General features: G+C 76.3%; 15 protein-coding genes. 10 read left to right on the top strand and 5 right to left on the bottom strand.

What is annotated here, in order from left to right; genetic code table 11:
• Positions 1-50: 50 nt before the first annotated feature.
• On the top strand, positions 51-1,241 hold the full coding sequence (locus tag O7628_RS28585; RefSeq protein ID WP_278135315.1) for a lycopene cyclase family protein: 1,191 nt from the start codon (positions 51-53) through the stop codon (positions 1,239-1,241).
• 13 nt (positions 1,242-1,254) lie between these two features.
• Here the strand turns inward: O7628_RS28585 and O7628_RS28580 are convergent, their stop codons facing one another.
• Positions 1,255-2,343, bottom strand: coding sequence for a serine hydrolase domain-containing protein (locus O7628_RS28580; RefSeq protein ID WP_278135313.1), 1,089 nt, complete (start codon positions 2,341-2,343; stop codon positions 1,255-1,257).
• Between the two features lie 124 nt (positions 2,344-2,467).
• On the opposite strand from O7628_RS28580, the gene rnhA reads away from it, so the two are divergent.
• From rnhA to O7628_RS28565, 3 genes are all read left to right on the top strand, one after another.
• Positions 2,468-2,950: a ribonuclease HI gene (rnhA, locus tag O7628_RS28575; protein ID WP_074476357.1), complete on the top strand. Its 483-nt coding sequence runs from the start codon at positions 2,468-2,470 to the stop codon at positions 2,948-2,950.
• 95 nt (positions 2,951-3,045) lie between these two features.
• Entirely contained in the window at positions 3,046-4,266 is a 1,221-nt protein-coding gene (locus tag O7628_RS28570; protein ID WP_278135310.1) for a cytochrome P450, read from the top strand.
• Between the two features lie 11 nt (positions 4,267-4,277).
• Complete coding sequence (locus O7628_RS28565; RefSeq protein ID WP_219825127.1) at positions 4,278-4,487, top strand: ferredoxin; 210 nt, start codon at positions 4,278-4,280, stop codon at positions 4,485-4,487.
• Positions 4,488-4,617: 130 nt separating this feature from the next.
• Here the strand turns inward: O7628_RS28565 and O7628_RS28560 are convergent, their stop codons facing one another.
• Together O7628_RS28560 and O7628_RS28555 are read right to left on the bottom strand one after the other, a co-directional pair.
• Positions 4,618-4,848 carry a hypothetical protein gene (locus O7628_RS28560; protein WP_278135308.1) on the bottom strand — a complete coding sequence of 77 codons (231 nt, stop codon included), beginning with the start codon at positions 4,846-4,848 and terminating at the stop codon, positions 4,618-4,620.
• A gap of 62 nt (positions 4,849-4,910) precedes the next feature.
• Positions 4,911-5,789: a pentapeptide repeat-containing protein gene (locus tag O7628_RS28555; protein WP_278135306.1), complete on the bottom strand. Its 879-nt coding sequence runs from the start codon at positions 5,787-5,789 to the stop codon at positions 4,911-4,913.
• A 270-nt stretch (positions 5,790-6,059) separates the two neighbouring features.
• On the opposite strand from O7628_RS28555, the gene O7628_RS28550 reads away from it, so the two are divergent.
• The 3 genes from O7628_RS28550 to O7628_RS28540 are packed head-to-tail and all read left to right on the top strand — an operon-like array spanning position 6,060 to position 9,325.
• Positions 6,060-7,562, top strand: a complete 1,503-nt coding sequence (locus O7628_RS28550; protein ID WP_278135305.1) for an NAD(P)/FAD-dependent oxidoreductase — start codon at positions 6,060-6,062, stop codon at positions 7,560-7,562.
• A 24-nt stretch (positions 7,563-7,586) separates the two neighbouring features.
• A complete protein-coding gene (locus O7628_RS28545; protein WP_278135303.1) occupies positions 7,587-8,477 on the top strand; it encodes an SDR family oxidoreductase in 891 nt (296 codons plus the stop codon).
• Positions 8,474-9,325: an alpha/beta fold hydrolase gene (locus tag O7628_RS28540; protein ID WP_278135301.1), complete on the top strand. Its 852-nt coding sequence runs from the start codon at positions 8,474-8,476 to the stop codon at positions 9,323-9,325. Before O7628_RS28545 ends, O7628_RS28540 begins: the two co-directional genes overlap by 4 nt.
• A gap of 52 nt (positions 9,326-9,377) precedes the next feature.
• On the opposite strand, the gene O7628_RS28535 is transcribed toward O7628_RS28540, so the two are convergent.
• Positions 9,378-10,829 carry a cryptochrome/photolyase family protein gene (locus tag O7628_RS28535; protein WP_278135299.1) on the bottom strand — a complete coding sequence of 484 codons (1,452 nt, stop codon included), beginning with the start codon at positions 10,827-10,829 and terminating at the stop codon, positions 9,378-9,380.
• A gap of 263 nt (positions 10,830-11,092) precedes the next feature.
• Between O7628_RS28535 and O7628_RS28530 the strand changes: the two genes are divergently transcribed.
• From O7628_RS28530 to O7628_RS28520, 3 genes are all read left to right on the top strand, one after another.
• Positions 11,093-12,448, top strand: coding sequence for an MFS transporter (locus tag O7628_RS28530; protein WP_278135297.1), 1,356 nt, complete (start codon positions 11,093-11,095; stop codon positions 12,446-12,448).
• Between the two features lie 107 nt (positions 12,449-12,555).
• Complete coding sequence (locus O7628_RS28525; RefSeq protein WP_074476366.1) at positions 12,556-13,644, top strand: S-(hydroxymethyl)mycothiol dehydrogenase; 1,089 nt, start codon at positions 12,556-12,558, stop codon at positions 13,642-13,644.
• Positions 13,641-14,270: an MBL fold metallo-hydrolase gene (locus O7628_RS28520; protein ID WP_278135294.1), complete on the top strand. Its 630-nt coding sequence runs from the start codon at positions 13,641-13,643 to the stop codon at positions 14,268-14,270. The genes O7628_RS28525 and O7628_RS28520 overlap by 4 nt, the downstream gene beginning before the upstream one ends.
• A 132-nt stretch (positions 14,271-14,402) precedes the next feature.
• Here O7628_RS28520 and O7628_RS28515 read toward each other — a convergent pair whose 3' ends face one another.
• The gene (locus tag O7628_RS28515) at positions 14,403-15,818 is read right to left on the bottom strand and encodes an FGGY-family carbohydrate kinase (protein WP_278135292.1); all 1,416 of its coding nucleotides are present in this window, start codon (positions 15,816-15,818) and stop codon (positions 14,403-14,405) included.
• Positions 15,819-15,829 lie beyond the last annotated feature (11 nt).

Here is a 15,829-nt window from a genome sequence, read left to right as displayed (position 1 = left end):
CCGTGCCGGCCGGTGTCGGACGGCGGCCGGTGGTGTGACAGCGTGTCGGGGTGGACGATGGCGCGCCGGTCGACGTGGACGTGGCCCTGGTCGGCGGCGGGGGCGCCGCGTCGCTGGTGTTGGCGGCGTTGGACCGGCGCGGGCCGGCGGGGTTGCGGGTCGCGGTGGTCGATCCGGTGCGCCGGCGCGGCCAGGACCGCACGTGGGCGTTCTGGGGTCGGCCCGGTGGTGTGCTCGACGGGGTGCTCAGCGCCAGTTGGGGGCAGGTGGAGGTGGTGACGCCGGGGCGTCGGCGGGTGCTCGACCTGGCGCCGCTGCGGTATGCGATGGTGCGGTCGGCTCCGGTGTATGCGCGGGCGGAGCGGGCGGAGCGGCGGCTGGGGGCGGTGCGGTGCGACGCGGCGGTGGCGGGGCTCGACGACGACGGCACGCGGGTGGTGGTGCGTGGCGGGGACGGCGCGCCGTTGGTGCGGGCGTCGTGGGTGCTGGACTCGCGTCCCCGGCCGCCGGCGCGGCCGGGGCGGACGAGTTGGTTGCAGCATTTCCGGGGTTGGTGGGTGGCCTCGGAGACGGCGTTGTTCGATCCGGGGCGGGCGGTGCTGATGGACTTCCGCACGCCGCAGCCGGCGCGGGGGGTGTCGTTCGGTTACGTGTTGCCGGTCAGCGACCGGTTCGCGTTGGTGGAGTACACGGAGTTCTCCCCGGCCCGGTTGACCGGGGACGGCTACGACCGGGCGTTGCGCGGTTATCTGGGGCGGCTGGGGTGGGATCCGGCGGCGTTGGTGGTGCGGGAGGTGGAGGACGGGGTGATTCCGATGACCGACGCGCCGTTTCCGCGTCGTCCTTCGCCGCGGGTGGTGCGGTTGGGCACGGCGGGTGGCGCGACGCGCCCGTCGACGGGGTTCACGTTCTCGGCGATGTTGCGGCAGGCCGAGCAGGTGGCGGTGGCGTTGGCGGGTGGGCGGGCGCCGGTGCCGGCGCCGGCGTATCCCCGGCGGCACCTGTGGATGGACGCGGTGGCGTTGCGGGCGTGGGACACGGGGCGGGTCGGTGGTCCGGAGTTCTTCGGCCGGTTGTTCGACCGTAATCCGGCGTCGCGGGTGTTGCGGTTCCTCGACGGGGAGACCGGGCTGGCGGAGGAGTTGGCGGTGATGCGGTCGAGCCCGTTGGCGCCGATGACGTCGGCGGTGGTGGGTGACGCGGTGGGCCGGTTGCGGGGGCGGCTGCGGCGCGCCGGTTGAGCCGGGCCCGGGGTCAGTCGGCGGCTGCGGCGACGGTGTCGCGGATGCGGGCCCGCAGGTGTTCCAGGGGGTCGCCGTCGCCGACGGCGAGGCGGTTGCGGGTCGCGGCGACGGTGAGGCCCCACCGGGGGTAGGCGAAGGCGAGGCTGCCGCCGCTGCCGGCGACACCAAACGATCCGTCGTCGTCGATGGCGTAGCCGAGGCCCCAGGTCGTTTCCCGGCCGAAGACCCATTCGGTGCCGCGGACGGCGGGGCGGGACACGGCGCGCAGCCGGTGCGGGGAGATGAGCCGTACGCCGTCGACGGGGCCGAGGAGCGCGGCGTACATGCGGGCGGCGGCGCGGGCGGTGAGGGTGCCGACGGCGGGCACGTCGACGGCGATCACGTCGGGTCGGGCGGCGAGGGTGGCGTCGGGGCGTACGCCGGGCGGGGCGACCCGGTCGAGGTGGGGTAGCTGGCCGGCGAACGTCTCCAGCATGGCCGACAGGTTGCCGTCTTCCATGCGGGCCGGGCCGGGTCGGGTGCTGGGGTGGACGCCGCAGAACAGTTCCCCGGTGACGCCGAGGGGCGCGGCGACGTCGTCGGCGAGGATGTCGCCGACACGGCGGCCGGTGACGCGGCGGATCACCTCGCCGACGATCCACCCGAACGTCCACGCGTGGTAGGCGAGTTGGCGGCCGGGTGCCCACAGGGGCCGGGCGTCGGCGACGATGGCGCACATGTGGTCCCAGTCGGCGAAGTCGTCGAGGGTGACGTCGGCGGGCAGCGCCGGGATCCCGGCGGTGTGGGTGAGGGCGTGGCGCAGGGTGATGTGGCCCTTGCCGTGGCGGGCGAACTCGGGCCACACGTCGGCGATGCGCAGGTCGTAGTCGAGGTGCCCGCGTTCGGCCAGCACGTGCACGACGGTTGCGGTGAGCCCCTTGCCGGTGGAGACGCCGTAGACGGGGGTGGCGGCGGTCATCGGGCGGCCGGTGGTGGTGTCGGCGACGCCGGCGTGGACCTCGACGATCGGGTGGCCGTGCAGGTAGGCGGCGATCTGCACGCCTGCCTCGCGGCCGGTGGAGACGAGTTCGTCGACGGTGGCGTGGATCTCGGCCTGCATGCAGGTCGGCGTGGCGGTCGGTCACGGTGGGCCAGCCTGCCAGAGCGGCGGTGGTGACGCCGCCGGTTTTCGGTGTCGGTTTCGGTGTCGGTGGGGGGCCGGGGCGCGCGGTAGGTTGCGGGGCATGGTGGATGCGGGGGCCGGCGGGGTCGTGGAGATCTGGACCGACGGGGCGTGCAGCGGCAACCCGGGGCCGGGTGGCTGGGGCGCGGTGCTGCGGTACGGCGGGCACGAGCGGGAGCTGTGCGGGGGCGAGGCAACGCCGACGACGAACAACCGGATGGAGTTGATGGCGGCGATCCGGGCGTTGGAGAGCCTGACGCGGCCGGTGCCGGTGCGGTTGCACACCGACAGCACGTACGTGCGTAACGGCATCACCGGGTGGTTGGCCGGGTGGAAACGCAACGGGTGGGTGACGGCGGCGCGGCAGCCGGTGAAGAACGCGGACCTGTGGCAGCGGCTGGAGGCGGCGTGCGCCCGGCACGAGGTGACCTGGCTGTGGGTGAAGGGACACAACGGGCATCCGGAGAACGAGCGGGCCGACGCGTTGGCCGGTCGGGGCATGGCGCAGGCGCGGTCGGGGGCGCCGGCGACCGGCCGGGGGTGACGTTGCGTCACGGTGTGGGGTTGTGCCGCGGCACCCCGGGTGGGTAACGTTGCGGATCGATGGCGTTACCCTCGGTTGTCACGGGAGGTGTCCGCGTGACCGCGACCGCCGCTACCGACCTGCCCCTCTGGCCGGCGTCCACTCTCGACCATGGTCCGTTCGCGCTGCTCGACGAGGAGCAGCGGCACCGGCTCGTGGGGCCGGTGACCCGGGTCCGGCTGCCGACGGGCGTGCCCGCCTGGCTGGTCACCCGGCACGCCGACGTGCGTCAGGTGCTGCGCCACCCCGGGTTCAGCGCCGACCTGGAGCGTCCGGGGTTCCCGCTGGTGCGTCCGCTGCCCCCGCAGTCGGAGTCGGGCCGGCAGGGCGCTTTCATCCGGATGGACGGTGAGGAACACTCCCGGCTGCGCCGGATGCTCACCGCCGAATTCATGATCAAGAATGTGCGGCGGATCGAGCCGTTGATCCAGCAGACGGTCGACGGGGCGCTGGCCGACCTCGCGGCGGCCGGCCCGCCGGCCGACCTGGTCGAGACGTTCGCCCTGCCGGTGCCGTCCATCGTGATCTGTCACCTGCTCGGCGTCCCCTACGCCGACCACGACTTCTTCCAGGTCCGCAGCCGCTCCCTGCTGGACCGCAGGACGTCGCCGGAGGTGTTCCGCTCCCACGCCCAGGAGCTGCGCGACTACCTGCACGAGCTGGTCGTCGCCCGGCGCGGCGACACCGGCGGCGACGACCTGATCAGCCGGCTGGTGCGCGACCGGGTCGTCACCGGGCAGCTCACCGTCGACGAGCTGGTCGGGATGGCCCTGCTGCTGCTCGTCGCCGGCCACGAGACCACGGCCAACATGATCGGCCTGAGCACCCTGCTGATGCTGCGCGAGCCGGGCCGCTTCGCGGCGCTGCGTCAGTCCCCGCACCGGGCGGCCGACCTCGTCGAGGAGCTGCTGCGCTATCTCAGCGTGGTCCGCACGGGGCTGCCCCGGCTGGCTCTGGTCGACGCCGAGATCGGCGGCCAGGCCATCCGGGCGGGGGAGGGCGTCATCGCGGTGCTGTCGCTGGCCAACCGCGACCCGGGGGTCTTCGACGACCCGGAGGAGTTCGACCCGTACCGGCAGGCCCACCAGCACCTCGCGTTCGGCTTCGGGGTGCACCAGTGCATCGGCCAGCCGCTGGCCCGCGCGGAGCTGCGCATCGCCCTGCTGGGGTTGGCCGACCGTTTCCCGACCCTGCGGGCCGAGGTCGGGCCGCAGCAGGCGTCGACCCGCGACACGTCTGTCGTGTTCGGCCTCAACAGCCTGCCGGTGACCTGGTGAGCCAGGTGGGCGTGGTGCGGGTGGCGGTGGACCGGGGCAGCTGCTGCGGGTCCGGCAACTGCGTGGTGGCCGCCCCGGAGGTCTTCGACCAGGACGACACCGACGGGCTGGTGCTGCTACTGCGGCCCGACCCGCCGCCGGAGGCGGCCGACCGGGTCCGGCGCGCCGTCGAGACGTGCCCGGCGGGCGCCATCCACCTCACCTCGACGACGGGACCCTGACCGCGCCGGGCCGCCCGACGCGGGGCCGCCACCCCGGCCACCCCGCACCGGCGGGTCGCGCTCAGCCGGCGACGCCGACGGCGACGGTTGACGCCGTCGACACCACCGGCGGGCGGCGCCGTCGCCGGGGTCAGCCCTCGCGGGACGGGTCGGCGGCGCCGGAGACGGCGTCGACGTCGTAGCCGGCCCGGCTGGTGTCCCGGGCCGGGCGGGCCTGCTCCGCCGGCAGGTCCGCGAAGTCGTCCCCGCTGTCGGCGTCGCTGCGCACCGAATCGCCCGGCGGGCGCAGGGACGCCTCCATCGCCGGCACACCGTCCGGCTCGTCGGTGCTGGCCCGGTCGACGCGTCGTTCACTGGTCATGGGACAGTCGTGCCCGGCTGACCGGCCGGCAAACGTCCCGGCCGGCGGAGAACACGCGCCGGTCAGCGGCGGCGGCCCCGGTCCGCCGGGCCCGCGCTGCGGCGGCGGGCCGCGACGACCGGCAGCGACCAGTGCGCGGGGCGGGTCAGCGCCGCCGGAAGGCCGCTGCGGTGGTCGCCCCGGGCCGCGTCGACCTGCGACTGGTGTAGGAACAGCGCCCCGCGCAGGTCCGCCCCCCGCAGGTCCGCGCCGCGCAGGTCGACGCCGGTGAGGTCGGCCAGCGTGAGGTCCACGCCGCGCAGGTCCGCCCCGAGCAGCACCGCGCCGCGCAGGTTCGCCCCGACCAGGTCGGCCCGGCGCAGGTCGGCGGCGACGAGCACCGCCCCCCGCCGGTCCGCGCCGGCCCGCTCGCCCCGGGCCTGTTCGCTTACCCGCACCAGCAGCGGGTTCACCCGCCCCCGGTGCGCGTCGACGTCCACGGCGAGCACCTGGTCGGGGGTGCCGGCGGCCAGCCGCCGGGTCTGCGCCAGCGCCGCGTCCAGCTCGACGCGCAGCGGTCCCGGCCCGGTCAGCGCCGCCGCCTGCGTCAGATACCACAGCAGCTCGTGCAGGGGCCGCAGCACGGCGAACACGTCGAACATGCGGGTCGCCTCGCCGGGCGTCGTGCGCCAGTCGCGGCCGCCGAAGGTGACCTGGGTGACCCGTTGGCCCGCGCCGAAGCAGTCGAAGACGGTGCACCCGGCGAAACCCCGGGCCCGCAGGTCCCGGTGGATGCCGCAGCGGAAGTCGTCGCCGAGGTTCGGGCACGGCCGACCCGCCGGCTTGTCCACGGCGAAGTCCGACGAGGCGGCGAACGCGGGCGCCACGCAGCACAGCCCGACGCAGCGGGCGCAGTCGGCCCGCAGCTCGTCGCCGGGGCCGGGCGGGGCGGTGTCGGACACGTCGGCCCTCTCCTCGAAGACGTCGGGACGGCGTCGGCGGCGCACCCCGGGGCCCGCCCATTGTCCCGCCGGCCGGGGCCGCCGCGCCGGCAGGGGCCGCGCGGCGGCCCCTGTGGGTGGCTGCGGCACCGGCGTGCGCCGCGCCACGGCGGGTACCGGACCACGGCGGGCGCGCCCGGGGCGGGGGACCGCGCCACCGCGGCCGCGCGTTGACCGCCGTCGACGGTGGTGGATAGTGTCCGGTTCACCGCCTGCGACGGGAGACACGTCATGGTTTGCGACCACGTCGACGTGCTGATCGTCGGCGCCGGCCTGTCCGGCGTCGGCGCCGCGTGCCACCTGCGCCGCGCCTGCCCCGACAAGACGTACGCGGTGCTGGAGGCGCGCGCCGCGATCGGCGGCACCTGGGACCTGTTCCGCTACCCGGGCGTGCGGTCGGACTCGGACATGTTCACCCTCGGCTACTCGTTCAAGCCGTGGACGAACCCGCGGGCCATCGCCGACGGCGAGTCGATCCGCGCCTACGTGCGCGACACCGCCCGCGAGCACGGGGTCGACCGGCACATCCGGTTCCACCACCGGGTCCTCGCCGCCCGGTGGGACGGCGCCACGGCCCGCTGGACGGTGCGCGCCCACCGCGACGACACCGGCGAGGACGTCACCGTCACCTGCGGGTTCCTGTTCGTCTGCTCCGGCTACTACCGCTACGACGCCGGCCACACCCCCGACCTGCCGGGCGTCGACTCCTACACCGGGCGGCTGGTGCACCCGCAGCACTGGCCGGCCGACCTCGACCACACCGGCGCGCGGATCGTCGTGATCGGCAGCGGCGCCACCGCCGTCACCCTCGTGCCGGAGCTGGCGCGGCGGGCCGCCCACGTCACCATGCTCCAGCGCTCACCGACGTACGTCATCGCGTTGCCGTCGCGCGACGTGCTCGCCGACGCGCTGCGGCGGTGGCTGCCGGCGAAGGCCGCGTATCCGGTGGTGCGGTGGAAGAACGTGCTGCTCGGCACCGCCAACTACCAGCTCAGCCGCCGCGCCCCGACGCTGGTCAGGCGGTACCTGCGGCGCGCGGCGTCCGGTCGCCTGCCGGCCGGCTACGACGTCGACCGGCACTTCTCGCCCCGCTACGACCCGTGGGACCAGCGGCTGTGCGTGGCCCCCGACGGGGACCTGTTCGCCGCCCTGGGCGGCGGCCGGGCCGACGTGGTGACCGACCGGATCGACACGTTCACCCCCACCGGCATCCGGCTCGCCTCCGGCGTCGAGCTGACCGCCGACGTCGTCGTCACCGCCACCGGCCTCGACCTGCTCGCCCTCGGCGGGATGACGCTCACCGTCGACGGGCGCGACGTCGACCTCGCCGCGACGGTCGCCTACAAGGGCATGATGCTGTCGCAGGTGCCGAACTTCGCGATGACCATCGGCTACACCAACGCGTCCTGGACGCTCAAGGCCGACCTCGTCGCCACCTACGTGTGCCGGCTGCTGCGGCACCTCGACGCCACCGGCCAGCAGGTCGTCACCCCGTTGGCCCCCGCCGGCGGCCCGCTGGAGCCGATCATCGACCTCAAGGCCGGGTACGTGCTGCGCAGCGTCGACGCGCTGCCCAAGCAGGGCGCGGCCGCGCCGTGGCGGCTGCACCAGAACTACGTGCGGGACCTGCTGCTGATGCGGCACGGCCGGCTCACCGACGCCGGCGTGCGGTTCTCGCACGCCCCGGCCCAGCGACGCGACCCGGCCCACCCGGCCGGCACGACCGCCGGCTGACCGGCCGGGCGAGGGGAGAGCGACGTGCGCAGGTTCGACTTCGCGGCGGGCACCGCCGTGGTGACCGGGGCGGCCGGCGGCATCGGCGCGGCGCTCGCCGACGGCCTGGCGCGCCGCGGCGCCGACCTGGTGCTGCTCGACCGCGACGCCGACCGGCTCGCCGCCGTGGCCGCCGCGCTGCGCGCCGCCCACCCCGGCCGGCGCGTCGACACCGTCGTGGTCGACCTGGCCGACGCCGCCGCCACCGCACGGGCCGCCGAGGAGCTGCGGCGGCGGCACCCGCGGCTGCGGCTGCTGGTCAACAACGCCGGTGTCGCGCTGGGCGGCCGCTTCGACCAGGTCACCCTGGACGAGTTCGGTTGGGTGGTCGACGTCAACTTCCGGGCCGTGGTGCAGCTGACCCACGCCCTGCTGCCCGCCCTGAAGGCCGAGCCGGGCGCGCACCTGGTCAACGTGTCCAGCCTCTTCGGGCTCATCGCCCCCGCCGGGCAGGCCGCCTACTCGGCCAGCAAGTTCGCCGTGCGGGGGTTCACCGAGGCGCTGCGGCACGAGCTGGCCGGCGACGGCGTCGGGGTGACGTGCGTGCACCCCGGCGGCATCCGCACCCGCATCGCCGCCGACGCCCGCGTCGGCAGCGGCGTGCCCGTGCAGGAGTACGAGGCCGCCCGCCGCCGCTTCGAGCGGCTGCTGTCCATCGACCCGGCCACCGCCGCCGAGGCCATCCTGCGCGGTGTGCGGCGGCGTCGGGGCCGGGTGCTGATCGGCTGGTCGGCGCGGCTGCCCGACCTGCTGGCCCGGCTCGCCCCCGCGGGGTACGGCCAGGTCCTGGCCCTCGCCGTGGGCCGGCGGTCCGCCGGGCCGCAGGCGGTCGCCGCCGCGCCGGTGCCGGCGGACGGGCCGGGGGAGCCGGGGTGAGCGGCCCGGCCGACACCATCCTCACCGTGCGGGGCCGGGCCGTCCGGTGCCGGGACACCGGCGACGGCCCGCCCGTGCTGCTGCTGCACGGCATCGGCCGCACCCTCGCCGACTTCGCCGAGCTGCACGGGCGGCTCGCCCGCGACCACCGGGTGATCAGCCTCGACCTGGCCGGGCACGGCGGCTCCGCGCCGCTGGACGGGCCGCATACCCTGGCGGCGCTGGCCCGCGCCGCCGCCGACTGCCTCGACGCGCTCGGTGTGCCCGGCCCCGTCCACCTGGTCGGCAACTCTCTCGGCGGGGCGGTCGCGATGCGGCTGGCCGTCGACGACCCGGCCCGCGCGGCCAGCCTGGTGCTGGTCGCCAGCGCCGGGTTCGGCCGCGAGGTGACCATCGGACTGCGGCTGCTGGCGGTGCGGCCACTGGCCCGGCTGCTGCTGCGGCCGAGCCGGGCCGTGGCCCGCCGCACCGAGCGGGCCCTGTTCCACGACCGTCGGCACGTCACCGCCGCCCGCCTCGCCGAGGCGCTGGCGGTGGCGCGCCGCCCGCACGCCGCCCGGGTGATGCGTGAGCTCGTCGGCAGCCTCGGCACGGTGCGGGGCGTCGCCGCGCCGTGGCGTCAGGAACTCCTCGACGGGGTGGCCCGGCTGGACGTGCCCGTCCTGGTCGTCTGGGGCGACCGGGACCTGATCCTGCCCGCCGCGCACCTCGCCGCCGCCCGGGCCCGGCTGCCCCGGGCCCGCACCCACCTGTTCGCCGACACCGGGCACCTGCCGCAGGTCGAACGCGCCGACGAGTTCCACCGCCTCGTCACCGGCTTCTGGGCGGGCCGGGCCGCCGGCCGGTGAGGCGTCGCCGGGCGGGCGGCGCAGGCGCACCGGCCGGGTTCCGCCGCGCCCGTCAGGGCGGGCTGCTGCCGCGCTTGTCCTCCTGCGCCAGCACCGCGTCGCGTAGCTGCGGGTCGTCGCGTTCGGCCAGCTCCGCGACCAGCCGCGCGTCGGCGGCGAGGCGGTCGCGGTTGCGGTGCAGGAACGCGTCGAACCCCCCGGTGTACGGGCAGGCCAGGTCGCCCAGCGTCGTCTCCGGCTGGTAGCGGCACCCGGTGCAGTAGTCGCTGAGCTCGTCGACGTAGCGGCCGTCGACGGCGTACGGGCGGGTGTCGATGCGGCCCAGGTCGGCGTACTGGCTCATGCCGATCACGGTCGCGTTGATCACCCATTCGGTGCCGTCGACGAAGCAGTTCCGGAACCAGTCGGCGAGCTCCGTCGGCCGCCAGCCGCGCTGCAACGCGTAGTTGCCGAGCACCAGCAGGCGCTGCGCGTGGTGCGCCCAGGCGCGGTCGCGGACCCCGGCGAGCACGTCGGCCAGGCAGCGCGCCTCCACGGCGTCGGCGTCCAGGCCGGCGAACCAGTCGGGCAGCGGCTCGGTCGCGGCCAGCCAGTCGGTGCCCCGCTGGCCCGGCTCGACATACCAGTAGAGCTGCCAGAGGAACTCCCGCCAGCCCAGCAGCCCCCGGATGAACGGCTCCACCGCCGACAGCGACGCGGTCCCGTCCCGCCAGGCGCCCTCGGCGGCCCGGACGGCCTGCGCCGGGTCGAGCAGCCCCAGGTTGAACGACGACGACAGCACGCTGTGGGTCAGCAGCGGGTCGCCCGCGCTCATCACCTCCTGGTAGCGGCCGTAGTCGGGCAGCCGGTGCGCCACGAAGTGCCGCAGCCGCGCGTCGGCCTCGGCGTGGGTGGCCGGGTAGCGGCGCGGGCCGTCGCGGCCGAGGAACCGCACGCCGTCGCCTTCCCAGCGGTCCAGCTCGGCGCGGACCTCCGCGTCGATGTCGTCCTCCACGATCGGCGGGGGAGCCGGCGCCACCAGGCCGCCGCCGTCGGCGCGGCGGGGACGACGCGGAACCCGCCCCGGCGGGCCCTCGAACACGCCGTGCTCGCGCCGGGCCCAGCGGTAGAAGTCGGACACCCGCAACGGGCCCCGGCGGTCGGCGTCGGCCCACGCCGTGAAGTCCTCCCGGCGCACGAGGAAGCCCCGCGGCGGCAGGACGGTCAGTCCCGGCACCGAGCGGGCGAAGGCCAGCCCGGCCCGCGACGGCGGGTGGCAGACCTCGACCGGCCCGTCGACGCGGGCCAGAGCCTGCCGGAACGTGTCGGCGCGCACCAGCAGGGCCCGTTCGCCCAGCTCGGCGGCGCGGTGCCGCAGCGCGGACAGCAGCAGGTGGGCCTTCTGCCGGTGCATCGGGCGGCGTCGGAACAACTCCCGGGCCTCCACGAGCAGCACCGGCTGCGCCGGGTCGTCGAGGAAGTGGGGCCCGAGTTGATCGGCGAGCAGCCACCGGCGGGAAGACATGCGTCGATTCTGCCCAGTCCGTTCCGCCGCCGCCGCCCGGGACCGGCGTGTCCATCAAGTGGCGCACGCCACAGCGGCCGGGGTGGCCCGCGCCACCTTCGGCCCGCCCGTCGCGGACACCGTCCCCAACGCGGCCCATCATAGATACATGACGAATCCCGGACCGGCGGCGGGCAACGCCGGGCGGCCGCCGGCGACGTCACCGAGTTGATGGCCACCGACCGGGCGGCCCACCCCGCCGCCGTGTCGCGGCGGACCCTGCGGTGAGCGCCGCCACCGCCGCGTCCGGCCGCCGGGCCGTCGGGGTCTGGGCCGTCGCCCTCGGCGCGTACGTGGCGGCGGTGTTCCACCGCGGCTCGCTGGGCGTCACCGGGGTCGACGCGGCGGACCGCTTCGACATCAGCGCCGCCACGCTGGCCACCTTCACCGTCGCCCAACTCGCCGTGTACGCGGCGATGCAGGTGCCGGTGGGCGTGCTGCTCGACCGGTACGGCTCCCGCCGGCTCCTCGTCGCCGGCGGCGCGCTGATGGTCGCCGGTCAGCTCTGCTTCGCCGTCGCCACCGACGTCGGTCTCGCCGTCGCCGCCCGGGTGCTGGTCGGCCTGGGCGACGCGATGACGTTCATCAGCGTGCTGCGCATCGTCGCGTTCTGGTTCCCGGGCCGGCGCAACCCGATGCTGGTGCAGCTCACCGGCACCCTCGGTCAGCTCGGCGCGGTGCTGGGCGCGGTGCCCCTGGTGGCGCTGCTGCACCACGCGGGCTGGACCCCGGCGTTCCTCGGCGCCGCCGCGCTCGGGGCGACCGTGCTCACCGCGGTCGTCGCGGTCGTCCGGGACACCCCGCACCGGGGGCCCGCCGCCGGGTCCGCCCCCGACCTGACCACGGTGCGCCGGCAGCTGGCCGCGGCGTGGGCGCAGCCCGGCACCCGGCTGGGGATGTGGACGCACTTCGTCGCCCAGTTCTCCGGCTCGGTGTTCGCCCTGCTGTGGGGGTACCCGTTCCTGGTGCAGGGGCAGCAGATGACGCCCACCGCCGCCGCGTCGCTGCTCACCCTGATGACCCTGGCCAGCCTGGCGGCGGGCCCGGTCGTGGCTCACCTGTGCGCCCGCTACCCGTTGCGCCGCTCGGTGCTCGTGCTCGCCGTCACCGCGGCCACGGCCGGGGTGTGGGCGGTGGTGCTGGCCTGGCCGGGCCGCGCCCCGGGCTGGCTGCTGGTCGTGCTGGTGCTGGTGCTCGCCGCGAACGGCCCCGGCTCCGTCATCGGCTTCGACTACGCCCGCACGTTCAACCCGGCCAGCCGGATCGGCAGCGCCATCGGCATCGTCAACGTCGGCGGCTTCGCCGCCTCGATCGCGCTCGTGCTGGCCGTCGGGATCGTCCTGGACCTGGCCACCCCCGCCGGCCGGGCCGCCCCCGACCTGGCCGCGTTCCGGTGGGCCTTCGCCGTGCAGTACGCCCTCTGGGCGCTCGGCGCGGTCCAGGTGCTGCGCTACCGCGCCGCCGCCCGCCGGGTCCTCGCCGCCGCGCAGAGCATCGGCCTTCCGGCCGAATCGGTCCAGGCCGCCCCGCCGGGGGTAACCCCCGCACGTCGGTGGGTCCGGCGAGGTGATCGGCGGTAGTTTCGCCGGGGAACGTGGTCGGCGCGGGCAGCCCGCCGGCGCGTCCCGCGTCGTCGGCCGGGGCCCGGTGGCGGCGACACCGACAAGCGTGTGGACCAGGAGGAATCGTGAGCCAGGAAGTCCGGGGAGTCATTGCACGGCGCAAGGGCGCGCCGGTCGAGGTCACCACCGTCGTGGTGCCCGACCCGGGGCCCGGCGAGGCGGTGGTCCGCGTCCAGGCGTGCGGGGTCTGCCACACCGACCTGCACTACCGCGAGGGCGGCATCAACGACGAGTTCCCGTTCCTGCTCGGCCACGAGGCCGCCGGGATCGTCGAGCAGGTCGGCGACGGGGTCACCGACGTCGCCCCCGGCGACTTCGTGGTGCTCAACTGGCGGGCCGTGTGCGGGGTCTGCCGCGCCTGCCGCCGGGGACGGCCGTGGTACTGCTTCGCCACCCACAACGCCGCGCAGAAGATGACGCTCGCCGACGGCACCGTCCTGTCGCCGGCGCTGGGCATCGGCGCGTTCGCCGAGAAGACCCTGGTGCACGCCGGGCAGTGCACGAAGGTCGACCCGGCGGCCCGGCCCGCCGCCGTGGGCCTGCTCGGCTGCGGGGTGATGGCGGGCCTGGGCGCGGCCATGAACACCGGCGGCGTCACCCGCGGCGACTCCGTGGCCGTCATCGGCTGCGGTGGGGTCGGTGACGCCGCCGTGGCCGGTGCGGCCCTGGCCGGGGCGACGACGATCGTCGCGGTGGACACCGACTCCCGCAAGCTCGACTGGGCCCGCAAGTTCGGCGCCACCCACACCGTCAACGCCTCCGAGGCCGACCCGGTGGAGGCGATCCGCGCCGCCACCGGCGGTTTCGGCGCGGACGTCGTCATCGACGCCGTCGGCCGCCCCGAGACGTGGAAGCAGGCGTTCTACGCCCGCGACCTCGCCGGCACGGTCGTGCTGGTCGGCGTGCCCACCCCGGAGATGACCGTGGAGCTGCCGCTGCTGGACGTCTTCGGCCGCGGTGGGGCCCTCAAGTCCAGCTGGTACGGCGACTGCCTGCCCAGCCGCGACTTCCCGCTGCTGGCCGAGCTGTACCTGCAGGGCCGGCTCGACCTGGACGCGTTCGTCACCGAGGAGATCGCCCTGGACCAGGTCGAGGAGGCGTTCACCCGGATGCACCACGGCGACGTGCTGCGTTCGGTGGTGGTCTTCCCGTGACCGCCCGCGTCGACCACACCGTCACCTCCGGCACGTTCTCCCTCGACGGGCAGACCTTCGACGTCGACAACAACGTGTGGGTGATCGGCGACGACAGCGAGTGCGTCGTCGTCGACGCCCCGCACGACGTCGACGCGATCCTGCGTACCGTCGGCGGCCGGCGGGTCGTGGCGATCCTGGCCACCCACGCCCACGACGACCACGTGCGGGTGGCCCCGCAACTCGCCCGGGCCACCGGCGCTCCGGTGCTGCTGCACCCCGACGACCGGGTGCTGTGGGACATGGTGCACCCCGACGTGGCCCCCGACGGCGAGCTGCGCGACGGCGCGACCGTCGAGGTGGCGGGCGCCGCGCTGCGGGTGCTGCACACCCCCGGCCACAGCCCCGGGGCGTGCAGCCTGCACGCCCCGCAGCTCGGCGTCGTCTTCACCGGCGACACCCTCTTCGCCGGTGGGCCGGGGGCGACGGGCCGCTCGTACAGCGACTTCGGCACCATCATCGAGTCGATCCGGACCCGGTTGTTCACCCTGCCCCCGGAGACGGTCGTGCACACCGGGCACGGCGACAGCACCACCATCGGCGCGGAGACGCCGCACCTCGCGCAGTGGGTGGCCCGGGGCCACTGACGGTCACCTGACACCTGCCGGCCGGGATGACCGGCCGGCGGGCGTCAGCCCGTGTCGCTGCTGTCAGCCCGCGTCGGCCAGGCCGCCGCGCACCAGCTCCAGCAGCCGCGCCGGCCCGCGGCGGCGCCGCGCTCAGCCGGCGCGGTCGAGAACGTGCGCCCTGGCCGCCGCGTACCGTTCGCGGATCGCCGGCACGGCGTCGGCCTCGCGTGTCTCCACCTGCCCGATCGTCCACGGTGGCGGCTGTGGCCCACCGGAGAGCATCCAGGCCGCCTGGCGGGCGGCGCCGTCGGCGACGTACTCCCCGGGCGGGGGGACGAGCACGGGGCGGCCGAAGACGGCGGGCGCGATCCGGCGTACCGCCTCCGAGCGGGCGCCGCCGCCGACCAGGATGACCCGGTCGACCGTCGTGCCCTGCGCGAGCATCGTGTCCAGCCCGTCGGCGAGCGCGCACAGCATGCCCTCCACCGCCGCGCGGGCCAGGTGCGCGGGGGTGGCGGCCCGCAGGGTCAGGCCGTGCACGGCCCCGGTGGCGTGCGGGCGGTCCGGTGTGCGCTCGCCCTCCAGGTAGGGCACCAGGACCAGCCCGTCGGCGCCCGCCGGGGCGGACAGGGCCAGCGCCGACAACCCCGCGTGGTCCACCCGCAGCATGGCGGCGGCCGCGTCCAGCACCCGGGCGGCGTTGAGCGTGCACACCAGCGGCAGGAACCGGCCGGTCGCGTCGGCGAACCCGGCGACGGTCCCGCTCGGGTCGGCGGTCGGCACGGCGGAGACGGTGGACACGATGCCGGAGGTGCCGATCGACACGATCACGTCGCCCGGCCCGGCGCCGACACCCAGCGCCGCCGCGGCGCAGTCACCGGCGCCGGCGCCCAGCGGCGCGCCGGTACGCAGGCGGCCGGCCCGCCCGGTCGGCGCGAGCACCTGCGGCAGCAGCACGTCGTCGCGGCCGAACGCCAACCCGAACAGGTCCCGGCGGTAGCCGCCGCTGGCGGCCGACCAGTATCCGGTCCCGCTGGCCTCGCTGCGGTCGGTGCGCAGCGCGTCGAGCCCCGGCGCGCCGGACAGCCGCCACGTCAGCCAGTCGTGCGGCAGGCACACCGCGGCGGTACGGGCGGCGTTGCGCGGCTCCGCCGAGGCCAGCCAGCGCAGCTTCGTGACGGTGAAGCTGGCCACCGGCACCAGGCCGACCGCCTCGGCCCAGGCCCGCCGGCCCGCCTCGCCGCCGCCGAGGTCGGCGATCAGGTCGACGGCGGCGTCGGCCGAGCGGGTGTCGTTCCACAGCACGGCGTCGCGGACCACCGCGCCGTCGGCGTCGAGGCACACCATGCCCTGCTGCTGCCCCGCGATCGAGGCGGCCGCCACGTCGTCCAGGCCGCCGGCCCGCGCGACGGCGTCGGCCAGCGCGGCCTCCCAGGCGGCCGGCGGCACCGCCGTGCCGGGCGGGTGCGGCGCGCGTCCCTCGCGCACCAGCTTCCCGGTCTCGGCGTCGCGGACGACGACCTTGCACGACTGGGTCGACGAGTCGACTCCGGCCACGAGCGGCACGGGCCCTCCTG

The organism is Micromonospora sp. WMMD956, from assembly GCF_029626125.1.
Taxonomy (GTDB): domain Bacteria; phylum Actinomycetota; class Actinomycetes; order Mycobacteriales; family Micromonosporaceae; genus Micromonospora; species Micromonospora carbonacea.
The sequence above is the reverse complement of the archived record's forward strand: the minus strand, read 5'-3'. Positions and strand labels throughout refer to the sequence as shown.